The following is an 18,757-nucleotide window of genomic DNA, read 5'->3' as shown; positions in this document are numbered from 1 at the left end:
CCCCCGGATCACTCCGGGGGCCCGTGGCGTTCACGCGGGCCGCGGCGGGCGGCCGCGGGTATGAGCGGTGGCCGGGCTCCGACCTGCCCCGCCACCGCCGTCCGACTCAGCGGCCTTCGCCGCCGAACACCTTCAGAATCCGCTCCGCCGCGAGGGTGGCCGTCAACCCGCCCTCGCGGACCTGCCGTTCGAGCTCCGGGGCGACCTCCCGTACGGCCCGGTCGGAGTGCAGCCGGCCGAGGAGCTCGTCCCGGACCATGTTCCAGGTCCAGTCCACCTGCTGGTCCCGGCGCTTCTCGGCGAGGGCGCCGGTCGAGTCGAGCAGCGTCCGGTGCTGCTCCAGCCGTTCCCACAGGGTGTCCAGACCGGCCGACTCGCGGGCGCTGCAACTCAGCACCGGCGGCGTCCAGACGGCGTCCTTGCCGTGCATCAGCCGCAGCGCGCCCGCCAGTTCACGCGCCGCCGACTTCGCGTCGCGCTCGTGCGGACCGTCCGCCTTGTTGACGGCGATCACGTCCGCCAGCTCCAGGACACCCTTCTTGATGCCCTGCAACTGGTCCCCGGTGCGGGCCAGCGTCAGCAGCAGGAAGGAGTCGACCATGTTCGCGACCGCGGTCTCGGACTGGCCCACGCCGACGGTCTCCACCAGCACCACGTCGTAGCCGGCCGCCTCCATCACCACGATCGACTCGCGGGTCGCCTTCGCCACCCCGCCGAGCGTGCCGGCGGTGGGGGAGGGGCGGATGAACGCGGCCGGGTCCACGGCCAGGCGCTCCATCCGGGTCTTGTCACCCAGGATGGAGCCGCCCGTACGGCTGGAGGACGGGTCGACCGCGAGCACGGCGACCCGGTGACCGAGCGAGGTCAGCATCGTGCCGAACGCGTCGATGAAGGTCGACTTGCCCACGCCCGGCACACCGCTGACGCCGATGCGCCGGGCCTTCCCGCTGTGCGGGAGCAGTTCGGTCAGCAACTCCTGCGCCAGCGCCCGGTGCTGGGGCCGGGTGGACTCGACGAGCGTGATGGCGCGGGCGATGAGCGCCCGCTTCCCGTCGAGCACACCCTTGACATAGGTGTCGAGTTCGATCACAGGTCGTGCCCGAGGTCGGCAGAGAGCCGCTGGACGAGGTCGTACGCCGCGTCCGGGATCACCGTCCCGGGCGGGAAGACCGCCGCCGCGCCCATCTCCAGCAGCGTCGGCACGTCCTGCGGCGGGATGACCCCGCCGACCACGATCATGATGTCCTCACGCCCCTCCGCCGCCAGCTCCTCGCGCAGCGCCGGTACGAGGGTGAGGTGTCCGGCGGCCAGCGACGAGACGCCCACGATGTGCACGTCCGCCTCGACCGCCTGCCGGGCCACCTCGCCCGGCGTCTGGAACAGCGGGCCCACGTCCACGTCGAAGCCGAGGTCGGCGAAGGCGGTCGCGATCACCTTCTGGCCGCGGTCGTGACCGTCCTGGCCCATCTTGGCGACCAGGATGCGCGGGCGCCGGCCCTCGGCCTCCTCGAACGCGTCCACCAGCGTGCGGGTGCGGTCCACGGAAGGGGACTCCCCTGCCTCGTTGCGGTACACCCCGGAGATCGTACGGATCTGGCCGGCGTGCCGCCCGTACACCTTCTCCAGGGCGTCGGAGATCTCGCCGACGGTGGCCTTCGCGCGGGCCGCGCGCACCGCCAGCTCCAGCAGGTTGCCCTCACCGGCGGCCGCCCGCGTCAGGTCCTCCAGCGCGGCCTGGACCTCCTGGCCGTCGCGCTCGGCCCGCAGCCGGCGCAGCTTCTCGATCTGCTGGGCGCGGACGGAGGAGTTGTCGACCTTGAGGACGTCGATCTGCTCGTCCGACTCCACGCGGTACTTGTTGACGCCGATGACCGGCTGGCGGCCGGAGTCGATGCGGGCCTGGGTGCGGGCCGCCGCCTCCTCGATCCGCAGCTTCGGGATGCCGGCGTCGATGGCCTGCGCCATGCCGCCCGCCGCCTCGACCTCCTCGATGTGCTGCCAGGCCCGGCGCGCGAGGTCGTACGTCAGCTTCTCCACGTACGCGCTGCCGCCCCACGGGTCGATGACCCGGGTCGTGCCGGACTCCTGCTGGATCAGCAGCTGGGTGTTGCGGGCGATCCGCGCCGAGAAGTCGGTGGGCAGGGCGAGCGCCTCGTCCAGCGCGTTGGTGTGCAGCGACTGCGTGTGCCCCTGGGTGGCGGCCATGGCCTCCACACACGTGCGTGTCACGTTGTTGAACACGTCCTGGGCGGTCAGCGACCAGCCGGACGTCTGCGAATGGGTGCGCAGGGAGAGGGACTTGGAGTTCTTCGGGTCGAACTGCCTCACCAGCTTCGCCCACAGCAGGCGCGCCGCCCGCAGCTTGGCGACCTCCATGAAGAAGTTCGTGCCGATCGCCCAGAAGAACGAGAGCCGCGGCGCGAACGCGTCCACGTCCAGCCCCGCCTCCCGGCCCGCCCTGATGTACTCCACACCGTCCGCGAGGGTGTACGCCAGCTCCAGGTCGGCCGTCGCGCCCGCCTCCTGGATGTGGTACCCGGAGATGGAGATGGAGTTGTAGCGCGGCATCCGCTGCGAGGTGTACGCGAAGATGTCGGAGATGATCCGCATCGACGGCTTCGGCGGATAGATGTAGGTGTTGCGGACCATGAACTCCTTCAGAATGTCGTTCTGAATGGTTCCGGCCAGCTTCTCGGGCGGTACGCCCTGCTCCTCCGCCGCCACGATGTACAGCGCGAGGACGGGCAGCACGGCGCCGTTCATCGTCATCGACACGGTCATCTTGTCCAGCGGGATGCCGTCGAAGAGCTGCCGCATGTCGTAGATGGAGTCGATGGCCACGCCCGCCATGCCGACGTCACCCGTCACCCGGGGGTGGTCGCTGTCGTAACCGCGGTGCGTGGGCAGGTCGAAGGCGATCGACAGGCCCTTCTGGCCCGCGGCGAGGTTGCGGCGGTAGAAGGCGTTGGACTCCTCGGCCGTGGAGAAACCCGCGTACTGGCGGATCGTCCAGGGCTGGTTGACGTACATCGTCGGGTACGGACCGCGCAGATACGGCGCCACGCCCGGGTACGTCTCCAGGAAGTCCAGGCCCTCCAGGTCACGGCCGGTGTACAGCGGCTTGACCGCGATGCCCTCCGGGGTCTCCCAGAACGCCTCACCGGCGCCGGTGGCCTTCGCGGCGGCGGCCTTCCACTCGTCGGCGCCGCCTTCGGCGGTGGGTGTCCCCAGGTCGATCCCGGAGAAGTCGGGGATTCCCATCAGGAGGACACTCCCATGCGGTCGAGGGTGGCGGAGAGGACGGCGACGGCGTCGCAGCCCGCGAAGACGTAGGAGTCGACACCGGCGTACCCGGCGGGACGGCCGGCCAGGAAGACGTGCCGGGCCCCGGCCGCCGCGAGGGCTTCGGCCGTGCTCACGGCCCGCTCCTCGTACAGCGCGTCGCTGGAGCACAGGACGGCCTCGGTGGCGCCGCTGTCCTCGAACGAACCCTCCGTGACCGGCTCGATGCCACCGGCCTGGAACAGGTTCGCGACGAAGGTGCTCCGCGCGGTGTGCGCGGCGGCGGGGCCGATCGCGGCCAGATAGATCCGGGGGCGGGCCCCGGTGGCGGCGAGATGCGCGTCGGAACGGGCCCGCAGCGCCTCGTACGCCTCGTCGCGGCGCACCCGCGGCAGGCCGCCGGCCGGCGCCTCGGGAGCGGGCTCGCGCTCCACCGGGCGCTCGGCCAGGTGCGGGAACTCGCTGACGCCGGTGATCGGTTCGCGCCGCTTGGCGAGCTTCACCGAACGGGCCGCCCAGGTGTCCGCCAGGTCGCGCGCCAGCCGGCCCGAGCGCAGGACCGCGGCCTGGCCGCCGTCCCGCTCGATGCCCTGGAAGAACTCCCAGCCCGCGTGGGCGAGTTCGTCGGTCAGCCGCTCCACGTACCAGGAGCCGCCCGCCGGGTCGATCACCCGGGACAGGTGCGACTCCTCGATGAGGATCGTCGAGGTGTTGCGGGCGATGCGCCGCGCGAACGCGTCCGGCAGGCCGAGGGCGTGGTCGAAGGGCAGGACCGTGACGGAGTCGGCGCCGCCGACACCGGCCGCGAGCGTCGCGATGGTCGCGCGCAGCATGTTCACCCACGGGTCGCGGCGCGACATCATCACCGGCGAGGTCACGGCGTGCTGCACCTGAGCGCCCGCGGCCGGTGCCCCGCACACCTCGGCGACCCGCGCCCACAGCCTGCGCGCCGCCCGCAGCTTGGCGATCGTCAGGAACTGGTCGGCGGTCGCCGCGTACCGGAACTCCAGCTGCGCGCAGGCCTGTTCGACGGACAGCCCGGCCTCGGTCAGCTCGCGCAGATAGGCGACGCCGGTCGCCAGCGAGGCTCCCAGCTCCTGCGCCGCCGAGCCGCCCGCCTCGTGGTACGGCAGGGCGTCGACGGTCAGCGCGCGCAGCCCGGGGTACTCGCCGGAGCACCGCAGCGCGAGCGGGACGACCCCGGCGAAGTCCATCGCCGTCCCCGTGCGGGCCTCGTGGCCGAGCGGGTCCGCGCCGAGGTTGCCGCGCGCGGCCCCCGGAGCGACACCGCGGGCCGCGTACAGCCGCAGCAGCTCCTCGGCCGCCGCCCCGACGTCACGTCCCGCGTCGAGGACGACGGGCGCCAGATCGAGGTAGACGCCGTCCAGGACGGCTTCGAGCGAGGAGACCGGGACGCCTCCCTCGCCGACCGTGAGCCACAGCGACGTGACGCCGTTCTCCAGGTCGCCGAGGACCAGGGAGTTGTCCGCCGCCGTGTGCCGCTGCCGTACGTCCCAGCCGCCCGCGGTGTTGCCCTCGGGCCTGCCGCCCCGGACGAAGGGGGCGAAGCCGGGGAAACCGGTGTCGGCGGCCGTGTCGCGCGCGGTGTAGAGGGGACGGGTGGCGAGACCGTCCTCGAGCGTGGTGGACAGCGCGTCCTCGGCGGCCGCGCCCGAGACCTCCTTGCCCGATTTGCGCAGCACTCCTTCTACCAGGAGCTGCCACTGGTCATGGGTCGCGGAGGGGAACTCGGCGGCCAGCGCGAGCCCGTCGTTGGGCAGGACTGTCATGCTCGGATGCTAGGTCAGAGGACTAGGGCGACAGCAGAGGCCCAGGCTGTGACCTTGACCTCTCGGTACCGGTGATCCAGATCTCCCCGCCGGTTCCCGCGGTCGGCCGGGCGGTGAGCCCGGCCGGCCGCGGTCAGTACACGTCGCGGACGTACCGCCTCTCGGCCGTGAGCTGCTTGAGGTAGGCGGCGGCGCCGTCCGGGGTGTGGCCGCCGTGGGCGACGGCGATGTCCCGCAGGGCCCGGTCCACGTCCTTGGCCATGCGGGAGGCGTCGCCGCACACGTAGAAGTGGGCCCCGTCGCGGAGCCAGGACCACAGCTGGGGGCCGTGTTCGCGCATCCGGTCCTGGACGTAGACCTTGGCCCGCTGGTCGCGGGAGAAGGCCGTGTCGAGGCGGCTGAGGGTGCCGTCGGCGAGGAGCCCGGCGAGCTCGGCCTCGTAGTAGAAGTCGGTGGCCCGGTGCTGCTCGCCGAAGAAGAGCCAGTTGGGTGCGTGGTGGCCGCGGGCGCGTCGCTCGTGCAGGAAACCCATGAAGGGCGCGATCCCGGTGCCGGGGCCCACCATCACCATGGGGGTGGCCGGGTCGGCCGGCGGCCGGAACCTCGGGGAGGGCTGGACGAAGACCGGTACGGGCGTGCCGGGGGCCGCGTCGGCGAGGAAGGGCGAGCAGACGCCCTGGCGCGGCAGCCCGCCGGGGTTCTCGTAGCGGACGACGGAGACCGTGAGCGAGACGAGGTGGGGGTCGGTCAGCGGGCTGGAGGATATGGAGTACAGCCGGGGCTGGAGCGGTTTCAGCACCCCGGCCCATTCCTGGGCACCGGCCCGTACCGGGTGTTCGGCGACGAGGTCGACCGCCTGACGGCCCCAGGACCACCGGGCCAGTTCGTCCTTGTTGTCGGGGCGCAGGAGCTTCTTCAGGACCCGGTCGTGGGTGCGTTCGGCGACGAAGCGCAGCAGCGCGGGGGTGATCCGGGTGATGTCCAGGTGCCGGTGCAGGGCGTCGTGGAAGGGGATCTCCCCGACCCCCTCCAGGCGCACGATGTCCTCCGCCGCGAGTCCGGTGACGGCCAGCCATTCCGAGACGAGTCCGGGGGCGTTGACGGGGCGTACGCCGAGGGCGTCGCCGGCCTCGTAGACGAGCGGGGTCTCGCTGTCGCGGGTGTCGAAGGTGAAGCGCCGGACCTCCTTGTCCGCGCCGGGCAGGCTCAACAGCTCGTTCCCGGTCAGCCGGGCGGTGACGGGACCCGGCCTCTTCGGCGGGGCCGGGGGAGGTGCCGCCGGGGGAGCGGGTGCCCCCGGCACGGCCGCCTCCGTGCCGTCCGTCAGGGAGGCGAGGACCTGGTCGAGCCAGGCGGTGGCCGAGGGCCCGTAGTCGGGCTCGCAGTCCGTGCGCGGGGCGAGGCGTACGGCGCCCAGTTCGCCGAGGCGCTGGTCGAGGCGGCGGCCGTGCCCGCAGAAGTCGTCGTACGAGGAGTCGCCGAACGCGAGCACCGCGTAGCGCAGGCCTTCCAGGCGGGGGGAGTCGGGTGCGGCCAGGGCGTCCCAGAACCCGGAGCCGTTGTCGGGGGCGTCCCCGTCACCGAAGGTGCTGGTGATCAGGAGCACGTCGGCACCGGCGGGCAGTTCCCCCGGGTGGGCGTCGTGCATGCCGACCAGGGTGGCCCTGTGCCCGGTGGTGGTGAGCCGGTCGGCGGCGGCCGCGGCGAACTCCTCGGCGTTGCCGGTCTGCGAGGCCCACAGGACGACGACCTCCCGGACGGGGCCGGCGGGCTCCGGGACCGGGGCGGGCGTTCCCGGAGCGGTCCGGGAGTACATGCCCGCGAGCACGCCGTTCACCCACAGGGCGTGCCCGGGACTGAACGGCGCGCCCGGCGGCAGCACCGGCACGCCGGGAGTCCCCGATTCGAGACCGGCGAGGAAGCCGATCAGGTACTGCCGTTCGTGCTCGGCCAGGACCGGCGGCGGCGCGGACGCGAGCCCGAAGACCCCCGCGGGGCCCGCGGGCGGGGCGGCCGGTACGGCGGGTGCCCCGCCCGCGGCGGCCACGGCGGCGGGACGCGCGTCGGCACCCGCCCCCGCTGTCGCCGCGACCGCGGCCGTGTGCGGCACCGTCACGGACACCGGGGCCGCCACCTTCGCCAGCGACACCGCGCACACCTTGAACTCCGGCTGGAAGGACAGCGGGTCGACGGCGTCGCTGGTGACGGCGTTGACACTCAGGTACTCACCGAAGAGGTCGTTCCAGTGGAAGGGCGCGAAGCAGCAGCCCTGCCGCACCCGGTCGGTCACCACCGCGGGCAGCACCGCCCGGCCGCGCCGGGAGGCGACCTCCACCGAGTCGCCGTCGGCGATCCCGAGCGCGGCGGCGTCTTCCGGGTGCAGTTCCACGAAGGGCCCGGGGTTGAGCTTGTTGAGCTTGGCGACCCTGCCCGTCTTGGTGAGGGTGTGCCACTGGTGCTGCACCCGCCCGGTGTTCAGGACGTACGGGTAGTCGTCGTCCGGCATCTCGGCGGGAGGCAGGTGCGGGCGGGCGTGGAAGACCGCGCGGCCGCTCGCCGTGGGGAAGACCGGGCCGCCCCCGCGCCCGTCCACGTAGCGGACGGGATTGCGGTCGGGGCCGTCCTCGCGCGCGGCGGGCCACTGCACCGGAGCGGACCGCAGCCGCTCGTAGCTGACGCCCCGCAGGTCGTAGCCGGTCTTCGGGTTGTGGGCGCGCTTGATCTCCTCGAAGACCTCCTCCGCGCTGTCGTACGAGAAGCCCCGCTCGTAGCCCATCGCGCGGGCGACGGCGGCGATGATCCTCCAGTCCGCCGTCGCCTCGCCGGGAGGTTCCGCCGCGGGCCGGGCGAGGGTCATGTTGCGCTCGCTGTTGACGAGGACGCCCTCGGTCTCGGTCCACAGCGCTCCCGGCAGGACGACGTCCGCGTACGCGTTGGTCTCGGTCTCGGCGAACACGTCCTGGGCGACGACGAACTCCGCCCGCTCCAGCCCCTCGATGACGGTCCTGCGGTTGGCCACGGAGGCGACCGGGTTCGTGCAGATGATCCAGCAGGCCTTGATGTCCCCGTCGGCCATCTTCCGGAACATCTCGACCGTGCCCCGGCCGACCCCGTCCTCGCGCAGTGTGCCGGGGGCCAGCTCCCACAGCTCCTCGACGAAGGCACGGTCCTCCGCGACCAGGACGGACCGCTGGCCGGGTAGCCCCGGACCCATGTACCCCATCTCCCGGCCGCCCATGGCGTTGGGCTGGCCGGTCAGCGAGAAGGGGCCGCTGCCGGGCCGGCAGATCGCGCCCGTCGCCAGGTGCAGGTTCACCAGCGCGTTGGTGTTCCAGGTGCCGTTGGTGGACTGGTTGAGGCCCATGGTCCAGCAGCTCGTCCACTCCCCGGCCCCGCCGATGAGCCGGGCCGCCTCGCGGATGTCCTCCTCCGGGACGCCCGTGATCCCGGCGACCGCGGCGGGCGGGTAGTCGGCCAGGAACTCCGGCATCGCCTCCCACCCCTCGGTGTGCGCGGCGATGAACGCGGGGTCGGTGTGCCCGTTCTCGTGCAGCAGGTGCAGCAGGCCGTTGAGGAGCGCCAGGTCCGTTCCGGGCCGCACCTGGAGGAACAGGTCCGCCTTGTCCGCGGTCGCGGTGCGCCGGGGGTCGACGACGATCACCTTGGCGCCGCCCGACTTGACCCGCTCCATCATCCGCAGGAACAGGATCGGATGGCAGTCGGCCATGTTGGAGCCGATCACGAGGAAGACGTCGGCGTGCTCGAAGTCCTGGTACGAGCCGGGCGGGCCGTCGGCACCCAGCGACAGCTTGTAGCCGGTGGCCGCGCTCGCCATGCACAGCCGGGAGTTCGACTCGATCTGGTTGGTCCCGACGAACCCCTTGGCCAGCTTGTTCGCCAGGTACTGGGCCTCCAGGCTCATCTGCCCGGACACGTAGAACGCGAGGGCGTCCGGGCCGTGTTCGTCGATCACCGCGCGCAGCCGCCGGGCCGTCCCGGCGATCGCCGCCTCCATCGGCGCGGGCTCGGCCTCCGCTCCCCGTTCGGCCCGTACGAGCGCCGAGGTCAGCCGTCCTGGGGCGGCGAGCATGTCGGCCGTGGTCGCGCCCTTGGTGCACAGCCGCCCGAAGTTGGCGGGGTGCGCCTTGTCGCCGGACGCCTTCAGGACCGTACGCCGTCCGTCGGGCCCCGTACCGATGTCGAGGACCATCCCGCAGCCGACACCGCAGTACGAGCAGACCGTCCGCACCTGCTGGGTGGTCGTGGTCACGAGCGGCCCTCCGTGTGATCGGTACCTTTCCCCACCGACGCTACGAAGGGCCCATTACGCGGTTGTCACACCGCTCGATCACCGGCGGTTACACGCTCCACACACCGCCGCCCACCGTCCTGTGAGGTGGGGCCCGTACGGTGTGGCCTGCGGCGACGGGCCGGTTCGGCGGCGACGGCGCGGTTGTACGGTCGCCGTGATCGACGGGCCGCCGTCGAGGTGGTTCTGTGACGCCCTGGAGGGGAACACGCTGATGTGGACCGCCGTTGACGACGCCGAGCGTCCGCAGTGGGACCTCGTACCGTACGAGTCCGTCGGTCCGCTCCGGTTCGGCATGAGCCTGGAGGACCTGGCCGCCGTCGCGGTCGACGCTCTGCGTGGACCTCAGGTCCGTGTCGGCGGCGTTCGACTGATCGGCCGTGTGCCGTCCCAGCTCGAGGAGGAGTTCGTGAGGTACGCGGAGGGCCGGGGCCTCGAGCAGTGGTGTCTCAGCGAGAGCGAACCGCAATCCGAAGAACTCGGCCTGCTGGTGCGGGTCCAGCGGGCCGCCGACGTCCTCCTGACGCGAGCCTTCTTCGTCGGCGACTTCCAGGACTGGGCGTACACGCTGCACGACTGTGTCCCGCGCGCCGAGCTGGACTTTCGCTGACGCCGGGACGAACACCGGGATGCGGGACCGCCGCCCCGCCACCGGCACGCGGCGGCGAGGCCGCCCGGACGTCGCGTCGCCGGCGGCCGGGGGCGGACGGACCCGCGCCGCCGGCTCAGTAGCCGAGGCCCGTGGTCGTGTACGCGCACTCCGTGTAGATGTAACCCGGTGACAGTTTGGCGGTGTCCGAGGCGGGGGACTTGCCCAGGCCGCTCCGGGACTTGTGCACGAAGTAGGTGGTGCCGACGGGCAGCCGGATGGTCCGCTGCGGGTAGTTCTTGCCGCTGTCGCTGCACGGCTCGAAGCCGATCGCCAGTGTGCTGCCGAGCGAGTACGAGGTGCAGCTCCCGCATGCCTTGAGTTTGAAGCTCCCGGTCACCGGCCCCGTGTACAGGACCGTGATGTCGTCGGGGCTGTCGTTCTTGACCGTGACGGAGATGCTGCCGCCCGACGCCGTCGTCGGCAGCCGCTTGCCGGCCGCGGGCACGGTCTGCGCGACCTCCGCGGCGATGGCGATCTTCTGGGCGCGCGCCCGGTTCTTGTGGCGCGGGTTGTCCTTGGCGAAGGCGTTCATCGTGGTGACGGCCTCACTGAACTTCTTGTCCCTGTACTGGTCCACGCCGCAGGTGTACGCGCCCGAACGCGCGCTCCGCGAGGCCCGGTCGGCGTCCTTGCCCAGGGCGTCGGCGAGACCGGCCTCCTCTCCGGGCAGTCCGCGGACCTGGGTGGCGAGGCCGTCGAGGTCCTCCACGGCGGCACAGGGGTCGTCGCCGCCCACGGACTTGACCGCCGTGTCGACCGCGCTCCGCACGGCGGGCTCGACCTTCCCGGCCTGCGCGGACTTCGGGAAGGTCGACAGGAGCTCGCCGAACTGCGTCGTCCAGCCGTCGCCGCCGCTGCCCAGGGATTCGGCCGCGCATTCGTAGAGCGAGGTGGCCAGCCGGTCGTCGGGCCAGTCGGCGAGATTCCCCAGCGCCTCCTCGTCCATGGTGCGCGGCACGGTGCGCAGGTACTTCAAGGGCGGTACGGCGGCGCAGTAGTCCTTCAGCGCGTACGGGGCGGCGACGGTGGTGTAGTAGGTCCTGAGCCGGTCGGGCACGCGCCGGGCCGCGCGTGAACCCGGGTGGTCCTCCGCGAGCGCGCCGTAGGCGGCCAGAGCCCGCCGGTAGCCGGCCTCGCCCGTCGAGAAGCCCTGCTTCCCGGACTTCTCGACCAGCTCGTCGGCCCGGTCGAGCCGGTCGAGGAGCATCTGTTCCGTGGCCTCGTCGCGCGCTCCGTCGTACAGGACGACTCCCGTGGCGGGCACGGCCAGCAGGACGACACCGAGCACGGCCGCGACCAAGGCGCTCGGCAGCAGCGCCAGCCGGGTCCGCAGACCCACGGACGCGCCGTGCGCGGCGGCCAGTGCCAGGAAGACCAGGTAGAGCACCACCGCGGTACCGGGGACCCCGTCGGGGTCGGCGGGCAGGGCCACCACGAGCAGGATCCCCGTCGCGATCCAGCACACGGCCATGAACGCCCAGCGGCGCACGACGGCGTAACCGAGCCCGAGCCCGCTGAGGTTCAGCAACGCCACCGCGAGGGCGCGCCAGGGACTGGCCGGAGCGGGCGGCGGCGCGGCCGGCATCGGCGGAACGATGAAGCCGTCGTGAGTGCCTTGTCGATCCCAGGACATGACGGTTCCCCCCGTCGATCACGCCTGAAGTTACCTGACTTGTCAGCGTACGGACAGTCAGCGACCAGCGACAAGGCCTGCTTCGAGTCTCTGCGACCCACCTGTCCCACGGGAGCCGGGCACCCCGTGGACCGCACCCGACACGACGGGCGGCGGCGCCTGCTCCCTTTCGGTGCCGTCCTGACGGGTGGTTCGTGACGGTGGGACAGGCGCCGGCCGGGTTCCCGCGGCCTCCGGGGAGCGGGTGTGCGCGCGGAAAACGGCCTGCCGTGGGGCGTGTGGGGCTGGGGTGCCGCTCCACACGACGGACCTCGCTCTCTGGTGAGAGCCGCTTTCGCCGTGTAACGTCGCCGACAGATGTCGTGGTTCGCAGTACCTGCCCGCGCCGTGGTGCGGGCATTTTGCTGTGCAGTGCCCGAGGACCAGGACGATTACCTCCGGGTTCGCGCGGTGCGGACCCGTCAACGAGTGAGAGGCACTGGCATGGCCAGCGGAACTGTCAAGTGGTTCAACGCCGAGAAGGGCTTCGGTTTCATCGCGCAGGACGGCGGTGGCCCCGACGTCTTCGCGCACTACTCCAACATCAACGCCACTGGCTTCCGTGAGCTCCAGGAAGGCCAGGCCGTGACGTTCGACATCACGCAGGGCCAGAAGGGCCCCCAGGCGGAGAACATCACCCCCGCCTGACCCCCGCGTCACGCCCGCACGGCGCCTCGTCGGACATCCACGACCGGGGCGCCGTGCGGGACGGCGGACGACACGAGTCCGCCGTTTCTCCCCAAGCGGGGTGTCCGGGCCGCGTACTGACACGGCGGCAGCGTGCGACACGCCCGCGGGTGGGCGGGTACCGCCCCCTTTCCGGCACCACCGCCCCCCTTTTTTTCCGGCGCCACCGGCGCCGATGCTCCGACGGCCCGAGTTCCGAGTGCGGCCGTCCTCCCTCGTCCGCGCCCGACGGCCACCTCGCGCAGGCCGTCACCGAGGCGCCGGGTCCTCCCCGTCGATTCCGCGGCTCGTCGCCTGTGAGCCGGCCGCGTCGACGACACGTCCGCGTCGACGACAGGTCCGCTTTCCGGGCCCCACCTGCCCTCTCCGCGTCGAACCCCTCGGGACCGGCTCGCGGGACCGCCACGAGGCGGGACCGTCACGAGGCGGGATCGGACCGGAAGGGCGTTACTCACTTTCGGGTGACGGCCCGGTGGGCTGTGATGACGCCGAAGATGCCCGACTATCGCCTAAATGCTTCAGGAGTAAGGGAGTTGGCGATGATGATCCGTAACTCATCGGCTTTCAGCAGTTAAAGGGCTGATACAAGCATCTGTAACCGACATGTCCGTAATTCGTAACAGGCGTCGGGTGTCGCACGTCCTGGGCGGGGATGTGCAGCAAGTTATGAGTCCTCGGCCACCGGGCCGGGACTCGCACAGGGTCGCACCGCACGGATCCCCGGACAGGGGACCCGCACGGGGTGTGCCGGCTCTCGAACCTTGAGGAGCTTTCATGTCCGTCTCCACGTCTGCCACTGCCCGCCGCATGGTGGCCGCCGCTCTCGCGGCCGGCGCTCTGGTCGGTTCGGCCTCCGTGTCGGCCTCGGCCGCCGCCGACCCGCGCTTCGACCACTCGCGCATCTCGATCAGCAGGGTGCAGAGCGACGCGCCGGGCTTCAATGACCGCTCCCCCCGTTCCCTGAACGCGGAGTGGGTGGAGATCACCAACTCCAGTCGTCGTGGAGTGAACCTGGACGGCTGGACGCTGTCGGACCGCGACGGCAACCGCTACACCTTCAACCACTACCGCCTCGCCGGCCGCTCCACCGTCCGGATCCACACCGGCTTCGGCCGCGACACCCGCAGCGACCTCTTCCAGGACCGCCGCAACGAGGTCTGGGACAACCGCTCCGACTCCGCCACCCTGCGCACCGAGCGCGGCCGCTTCGTCGACAACGTCTCCTGGGGTCGTCACCACGACCGTCACCACGGCCGTGACGACCACCGCGGCGACCACCGTGGCGACCACCGCGGCCACTGAACGAGCCCGGACGGCATGCCCGTTCGGAGCCGGACGCCGGATGACGACCGGATGCCGAGAGGCCCCGTGATCACCCGGCTCGCCGGACGGACCCGCTGAGGAAGACCCGCACCGCACGGTGCGGGTCTTCCGCGTGTCCGCGCACCTCAGGAAGGCCCCGTCCCGGTGCCGCCCAGCAGCAGGCACACGTCCACCGCCGCCACGACGACCGCCGTCGCGAACGCCAGCCGCTCCCGGCGCCGTCCCAGCACCGTCCCCGTCACCGCCACCAGGAACACCAGGGCCAGCGCCGTCACCTCGCGCCGGCCGGGCGGTCCGGCGGGCCCCAGGGCCAGCAGCACGGACGCGATCACCAGCGGAACCGGAAGCAGCAGCCGCGCACGGTCCGGCCCCAGCCGCTGCGGCCACCCCCGTACACCCGTCGCCAGATCACCGCGGATGTCCGGGAGCACGTCACCCAGGTGCGCCCCGATCCCCAGGAGGGCCCCGGCGCCGAGGACCCACCAGGCCGGCCACGGACGGCCGGGCAGCCCGAGCGTCACGAACGCGGGGAGCGCGGCGAACCCCAGCGCGTAGGGCACCCAGGACCAGCGGGTGGCCTTGAGCCGCAGGTTGTACGCCCATGCCGCACCGACCGCGGCCAGGTGGACGGCACCGGCCCGGAAGCCGTTGAGGAACGAGAGGGGCACACACAGGGCGAGCGCCGTGTACGCGGCGGCCCACACCCGGCCCGTTCCGACCGAGCCGTCCGCGACGGGCTTGCCGCGGCGGCCGGTGGCGATGTCCCGCCGCGCGTCGAACGCGTCGTTGCACCAGCCGACGGACAGCTGTCCCGCGAGCACGGCGGCCCAGGCCAGGACGCAGCCCCCGGCCCCCCGGCCGGTGATCACGGCCAGCGCCGCCGTCAGCGTGGTGACGGCCACGACGGCGCCCGGGTGGCACGCCCGGACCAGACCGGCCACCGGGCCGCTCCCGCGTCCCGCGCCGTCACCGGCCGTCGTGTGCTCGGGGGTACCCACCCGGCGATGGTAGGAGGCGCCCTCCGCGCGGTCCGGGCGCGCCACGGGACGACCGGCCGGACGGGCGATCCCTGGTGGCGGGGGACCGGTCCGGGGAAGGCCTGATGGGCAGCCCACCCCAGCCGGTCCGGACGGGAGCCCTATGACGCGGATCGCCGCCGTGCACGGAACCCTCGCGCCGCACCGCTACGACCAGTCCGAGATCACGGACATGGTGGCCCGCCGGTGTCTGCGGGAGGGCGCCGACCGCCGCGCCCTCGACCGGCTGCACGGCGCGGCGAAGGTCCGCGGCCGCCACATGACACTGCCGCTCGAAGAGTACGAGGCGCTGAACGGGTTCGGCGCCGCGAACGGTGTCTTCGTCCGGGCCGCGACGGACATGGGGGCCCGGGCCGTCCGGGAGGCCCTGCGCCTGGCCGGTCTGTCCGCGGACGACGTGGACCTGCTCGTCTTCACCTCCGTCACGGGCATCGCCGCGCCCTCCGTCGACGCCCTGCTGGCGGGCCGCCTCGGACTGCGGCAGGACGTCAGACGGATGCCGATGTTCGGCCTGGGCTGCGCCGGGGGCGCCGCGGGCCTGTCCCGTGTGCACGACTACCTGCTGGGCCGGCCCGAGGAGGTGGCGGTGCTGCTGTCGGTGGAGCTGTGCTCGCTGACCTTCCAGCGCGACGACGCCTCCCCGGCCAACCTGGTCGCCACCGGTCTGTTCGGCGACGGCGCCGCGGCGGTCGTGGCCTGCGGATCCCGTCGCACGGGCGGAACCGCGGGTCCCGCGATCGTGGACACGCGCAGCCGGCTGTATCCCGGCACCGGCCGCATCCTGGGCTGGGACGTCGGGGACTCGGGCTTCCGGGTCGTTCTGGACCCGGAGATCCCCGGGGTGCTGCGCCGCCATCTCGCCGACGACGTACGGGGGTTCCTGGACGACCACGGTCTGAAGAAGAAGGACGTGAGCGCGTGGGTGTGCCACCCCGGCGGGCCCCAGGTCCTGGAGGCCGTCGGCGAGGCGCTCGAACTTCCCGACGACGCACTCGATGTGACGTGGCGTCATCTGGCCGACGTGGGCAACCTCTCCTCGTCGTCCGTGCTGCACGTACTGCGCGACACGCTCGCCGCCCGCCGCCCGCCCCGCGGCACCCCGGGCGTGCTGCTGGCGATGGGGCCGGGATTCGCCTGCGAGATGGTGCTGCTGCGCTGGTAGTTCGGCCGGCGCACGACATGGAACGGTGGGAGACGGACACATGGACTGGTACGCGCTGCTGGTGGCCGTCGTCGCCGCCGAACGGGTCGGCGAACTCGCCGTCGCCCGTCGCAACGAGCGGTGGAGCCGTGCGCGCGGTGCGATCGAGGCGGGCCGGGGCCACTACCCGGTGATGGTCGCCCTGCACACCGCCCTGCTCCTCGGCTGCCTCGCCGAGGTGTGGCTGACCGGGCGGCCGTTCGTCCCGGCACTCGGCTGGTCCATGCTGGCCGTGCTCGCGGGCGCCCAGGCACTGCGCTGGTGGTGCGTCGCCACCCTGGGGTTCCGCTGGAACACCCGGGTGATCGTCGTGCCCGGTCTGCCGCTGGTGGCGCGCGGCCCCTACCGGGTGCTGCGGCATCCGAACTACGTGGCGGTCGTCGCGGAGGGAGCGGCCCTCCCGCTGGTGCACACCGCCTGGGTCACGGCGGCGGTCTTCACCCTGGCCAACGCCGCCGTGCTCACCGTACGCATCCGGTGCGAGAACCGGGCGCTGGCCGGTGCGGTCCCCTCGGCCTGGTCCGTTCCGGCGTGATCGACGTCCTGGTGGCCGGTGGCGGCCCGGCCGGTCTGGCCGCCGCGATCCACAGCGCGCTGGCCGGTCTGGAGGCGGTGGTCGTCGAGCCGCGGACCGCGCCCGTGGACAAGGCGTGCGGAGAGGGCGTCATGCCGTGCGGCGTCGCCGGACTGCGGGCCCTGGGCGTCGAGCCCCCGGGCAGGGAACTGCGCGGAATCCGGTACGTGGACGGCAGCGCTCGCGTCGAGGCGTCCTTCCGCGGCCCCGGCGGCCTGGGCGTCCGGCGTACCGAACTGCACCGCGCGCTGCACGAGCGCGCCCTCGGCCTCGGCGTACGGATCGTGCCGGGCCGGGTGGGGGAGGTGCGCCAGAGCGCGGACTCGGTCACCGCCGCGGGTCTCACGGCGCGCTGGCTGATCGCCGCCGACGGGCTGCACTCCGGCGTCCGCCGGGGCCTCGGGCTGGAACTGCCCGGTGGCACGCACCGGCGCTACGGGCTGCGCCGGCACTACCGTGTCGCGCCCTGGACCGACTTCGTCGAGGTCCACTGGTCCGGCCGGGGCGAGGCCTACGTGACGCCGGTCGCCGACGACCTGGTCGGTGTCGCGGTCCTCAGCCGCGTGCGGCGCGGATACGACGAGCACCTGCGCGGCTTCCCGGCCCTCACCGCCCGGCTGCGCGAGGCCGGGGCCGGGGCCACGGACGTGCGGGGCGCCGGACCGCTGCTCCAGCGGGTGCGCCGCAGGGTCGCCGGACGCGTCCTGCTGGTCGGCGACGCGGCGGGCTACGTCGACGCCCTCACCGGAGAGGGGATCGCCCTCGGCCTCGCGACGGCCGGTGCCGCCGTCCGCTGCCTGGCGGCCGGGCGCGCGGGGGAGTACGAGCGGGAGTGGGTCCTGCTGACCCGGCGCCACCGGCTGCTGACCGGAGCCCTCCTGGCCGCGAGCCGCCGCCCCGGTACCGCCCGCCTGGTCGTTCCGACGGCGTCCCGGCTCCCCGCGGTCTTCACCGCCGCGGTCCGCGCGCTGCAGTAGGGGGGCGGAACACGGGCGGAAGGCACTGGCTTCCCCGCCGGGGGCGGACGAGCACCTGTGTGCCTGCCTGCCCGCCCGCCCGCGCTCGCGGAGGGGGACGAGCGCCCGGCGTGCCGCCACCACCGCGACCGCGCCCACCGGCGCGCGGCCCGGCCCGACGGACACCTCCAGCGGTTCGACACGAACGAGAGGGGTACTTGCGCGTCACACCACACCCGCGCGAGGAAATGAGGACCCCGTGAGCGAGCCCCGCCCGCACGGCCCCGGGACCGGTGACGGGCCGATGCCGAAGCCCGTACCGAGGGACCTGCCCGATCAGCAGGCGGCACCCGACGAGGACCCCTTGGACGCCGTCGGCGTGCCCGGGCGGCCCACCGCGAGCCGCCCGACCGGGGCGGGGCACCGCGGCCCGGAGGACGAAGCCGGGGAGTCCGGCACGGAAGTCCCCGACACGGACGAGGCGGGCACCGGCCGCAGGGGCGCCCCACGCTTCGACGGCTCCCCCTCCGAGCACCCCGTGCCGGACGAGCCGTCCGACTGACGCCCCGTACCGAGGGAGACCGGACGAACGACGTCAGGCGCGGGACCCGCGACCGCCGACAGAGCCCCGGCATGGGTGGCCGAGACCTGGCGCGAAGGACGTGCGGGCACGCTCCTGCGCACCGCCCGTGCGCTGACCCCGGCGGGCGCCGCGACCGCGGCGCCGGCCGGCGGACGCAGCCGGCCGGCCGCCGTGCCGGGCGGGCTCGCCCTGCTCGGGGATCGGCCTGCACCCGCTTCGGGATCTTCGCGGCGGGAGCCGCCTCCGCGCAGGATCCGAAATACCCCGTCGTACCCCAGCGGAATGGAGAGTGACCCGTGGTCACCGTGTCCCTCACCGGCACGTCCAAGGAGGACGCCGCCACCGTCTTCGACGTGCTGCGAACGGCGTTCCCCACCGACCGTCCCCCGGAGGTCCCCGAGGACCCCCCGGGATCCCGTCCCGCGGTGTGGACCGCGGAGTTCGCGCCCGTCGACGACCGCATCCCGACCGGCCCGGCCCCGCTGGAAGGCCCGGTCAGCGCGACGCTGCAGGGCGGCTGCCTCGCCGTGGACCTCCTGCGCGAGGCCCTGAACGGAGCGTTCGCCGTGCGGGAGCGGGGCACGGCGTCGGGGGACCAGGAGAAGGAGATCGACCTGAGGCTCGGGGCCGAGCGGTAGCCGGGAGAAGAGGGGCGGGGCGCGTCCGGGCGTCGGCCCGGCGCTCCTCGCGA

General features: G+C 73.3%; 14 protein-coding genes and 1 pseudogene. 9 read left to right on the top strand and 6 right to left on the bottom strand.

Going from position 1 to position 18,757, the window contains the following annotated elements; genetic code table 11:
- Nucleotides 1-106 precede the first annotated feature (106 nt).
- The 4 genes from meaB to ACFW6B_RS28430 form a co-directional block, all read right to left on the bottom strand.
- Nucleotides 107-1,090: a methylmalonyl Co-A mutase-associated GTPase MeaB gene (gene meaB, locus ACFW6B_RS28445; protein ID WP_386600208.1), complete on the bottom strand. Its 984-nt coding sequence runs from the start codon at nt 1,088-1,090 to the stop codon at nt 107-109.
- A complete protein-coding gene (gene scpA / locus ACFW6B_RS28440) occupies nt 1,087-3,261 on the bottom strand; it encodes a methylmalonyl-CoA mutase (RefSeq protein WP_386600205.1) in 2,175 nt (724 codons plus the stop codon). The genes meaB and scpA overlap by 4 nt, the downstream gene beginning before the upstream one ends.
- Nucleotides 3,261-5,072: a methylmalonyl-CoA mutase family protein gene (locus ACFW6B_RS28435; protein WP_386600203.1), complete on the bottom strand. Its 1,812-nt coding sequence runs from the start codon at nt 5,070-5,072 to the stop codon at nt 3,261-3,263. The genes scpA and ACFW6B_RS28435 overlap by 1 nt, the downstream gene beginning before the upstream one ends.
- Before the next feature lie 133 nt (nt 5,073-5,205).
- Nucleotides 5,206-9,282, bottom strand: a complete 4,077-nt coding sequence (locus tag ACFW6B_RS28430) for a molybdopterin-dependent oxidoreductase (protein ID WP_386600225.1) — start codon at nt 9,280-9,282, stop codon at nt 5,206-5,208.
- Between the two features lie 256 nt (nt 9,283-9,538).
- Between ACFW6B_RS28430 and ACFW6B_RS28425 the strand changes: the two genes are divergently transcribed.
- Nucleotides 9,539-9,991 (top strand): hypothetical protein, encoded by a 453-nt coding sequence (locus ACFW6B_RS28425; RefSeq protein ID WP_386600201.1) that lies wholly within the window; start codon nt 9,539-9,541, stop codon nt 9,989-9,991.
- Between the two features lie 115 nt (nt 9,992-10,106).
- Here the strand turns inward: ACFW6B_RS28425 and ACFW6B_RS28420 are convergent, their stop codons facing one another.
- Nucleotides 10,107-11,666, bottom strand: coding sequence for a hypothetical protein (locus ACFW6B_RS28420; protein ID WP_386600198.1), 1,560 nt, complete (start codon nt 11,664-11,666; stop codon nt 10,107-10,109).
- A gap of 483 nt (nt 11,667-12,149) precedes the next feature.
- On the opposite strand from ACFW6B_RS28420, the gene ACFW6B_RS28415 reads away from it, so the two are divergent.
- Together ACFW6B_RS28415 and ACFW6B_RS28410 are read left to right on the top strand one after the other, a co-directional pair.
- Nucleotides 12,150-12,353, top strand: coding sequence for a cold-shock protein (locus tag ACFW6B_RS28415; RefSeq protein WP_037622929.1), 204 nt, complete (start codon nt 12,150-12,152; stop codon nt 12,351-12,353).
- A gap of 813 nt (nt 12,354-13,166) precedes the next feature.
- The gene (locus tag ACFW6B_RS28410; RefSeq protein WP_386600195.1) at nt 13,167-13,694 is read left to right on the top strand and encodes a lamin tail domain-containing protein; all 528 of its coding nucleotides are present in this window, start codon (nt 13,167-13,169) and stop codon (nt 13,692-13,694) included.
- Between the two features lie 146 nt (nt 13,695-13,840).
- Here ACFW6B_RS28410 and ACFW6B_RS28405 read toward each other — a convergent pair whose 3' ends face one another.
- On the bottom strand, nt 13,841-14,713 hold the full coding sequence (locus ACFW6B_RS28405) for a UbiA family prenyltransferase (protein WP_386600192.1): 873 nt from the start codon (nt 14,711-14,713) through the stop codon (nt 13,841-13,843).
- A gap of 142 nt (nt 14,714-14,855) precedes the next feature.
- Here ACFW6B_RS28405 and ACFW6B_RS28400 point away from each other — a divergent pair, with 142 nt between their 5' ends.
- The 6 genes and pseudogenes from ACFW6B_RS28400 to ACFW6B_RS28375 all read left to right on the top strand — a co-directional run bounded on the left by ACFW6B_RS28400 (nt 14,856) and on the right by ACFW6B_RS28375 (nt 18,704).
- Complete coding sequence (locus ACFW6B_RS28400; RefSeq protein ID WP_386600190.1) at nt 14,856-15,914, top strand: type III polyketide synthase; 1,059 nt, start codon at nt 14,856-14,858, stop codon at nt 15,912-15,914.
- A gap of 40 nt (nt 15,915-15,954) precedes the next feature.
- Complete coding sequence (locus ACFW6B_RS28395) at nt 15,955-16,488, top strand: isoprenylcysteine carboxyl methyltransferase family protein (protein WP_386600188.1); 534 nt, start codon at nt 15,955-15,957, stop codon at nt 16,486-16,488.
- The gene (locus ACFW6B_RS28390; RefSeq protein WP_386600185.1) at nt 16,485-17,504 is read left to right on the top strand and encodes an NAD(P)/FAD-dependent oxidoreductase; all 1,020 of its coding nucleotides are present in this window, start codon (nt 16,485-16,487) and stop codon (nt 17,502-17,504) included. The genes ACFW6B_RS28395 and ACFW6B_RS28390 overlap by 4 nt, the downstream gene beginning before the upstream one ends.
- A gap of 238 nt (nt 17,505-17,742) precedes the next feature.
- Nucleotides 17,743-18,045 (top strand): hypothetical protein, encoded by a 303-nt coding sequence (locus tag ACFW6B_RS28385; protein ID WP_386600183.1) that lies wholly within the window; start codon nt 17,743-17,745, stop codon nt 18,043-18,045.
- Nucleotides 18,046-18,120: 75 nt separating this feature from the next.
- Nucleotides 18,121-18,359, top strand: a pseudogene (locus ACFW6B_RS28380) (polysulfide reductase); the annotation flags it as partial.
- Nucleotides 18,360-18,362: 3 nt separating this feature from the next.
- A complete protein-coding gene (locus tag ACFW6B_RS28375; protein ID WP_386600181.1) occupies nt 18,363-18,704 on the top strand; it encodes a hypothetical protein in 342 nt (113 codons plus the stop codon).
- Nucleotides 18,705-18,757 lie beyond the last annotated feature (53 nt).

Origin of the sequence: Streptomyces sp. NPDC058751 (genome assembly GCF_042746485.1) — a bacterium.
Lineage (GTDB): Bacteria > Actinomycetota > Actinomycetes > Streptomycetales > Streptomycetaceae > Streptomyces.
Note: the sequence above shows the minus strand (reverse complement) of the source record. Positions and strands in the feature narration are given on the sequence as shown.

What these genes read in the sequence shown, in the direction of transcription:
- ACFW6B_RS28435 (WP_386600203.1), bottom strand. Translation starts at nt 5,072, where the DNA reads ATGACAGTCCTGCCCAACGACGGGCTCGCGCTGGCCGCCGAGTTCCCC.
- ACFW6B_RS28415 (WP_037622929.1), top strand. Translation starts at nt 12,150, where the DNA reads ATGGCCAGCGGAACTGTCAAGTGGTTCAACGCCGAGAAGGGCTTCGGT.
- ACFW6B_RS28430 (WP_386600225.1), bottom strand. Translation starts at nt 9,282, where the DNA reads ATGGTCCTCGACATCGGTACGGGGCCCGACGGACGGCGTACGGTCCTG.
- ACFW6B_RS28400 (WP_386600190.1), top strand. Translation starts at nt 14,856, where the DNA reads ATGACGCGGATCGCCGCCGTGCACGGAACCCTCGCGCCGCACCGCTAC.
- scpA (WP_386600205.1), bottom strand. Translation starts at nt 3,261, where the DNA reads ATGGGAATCCCCGACTTCTCCGGGATCGACCTGGGGACACCCACCGCC.
- ACFW6B_RS28420 (WP_386600198.1), bottom strand. Translation starts at nt 11,666, where the DNA reads ATGTCCTGGGATCGACAAGGCACTCACGACGGCTTCATCGTTCCGCCG.
- ACFW6B_RS28395 (WP_386600188.1), top strand. Translation starts at nt 15,955, where the DNA reads ATGGACTGGTACGCGCTGCTGGTGGCCGTCGTCGCCGCCGAACGGGTC.
- ACFW6B_RS28410 (WP_386600195.1), top strand. Translation starts at nt 13,167, where the DNA reads ATGTCCGTCTCCACGTCTGCCACTGCCCGCCGCATGGTGGCCGCCGCT.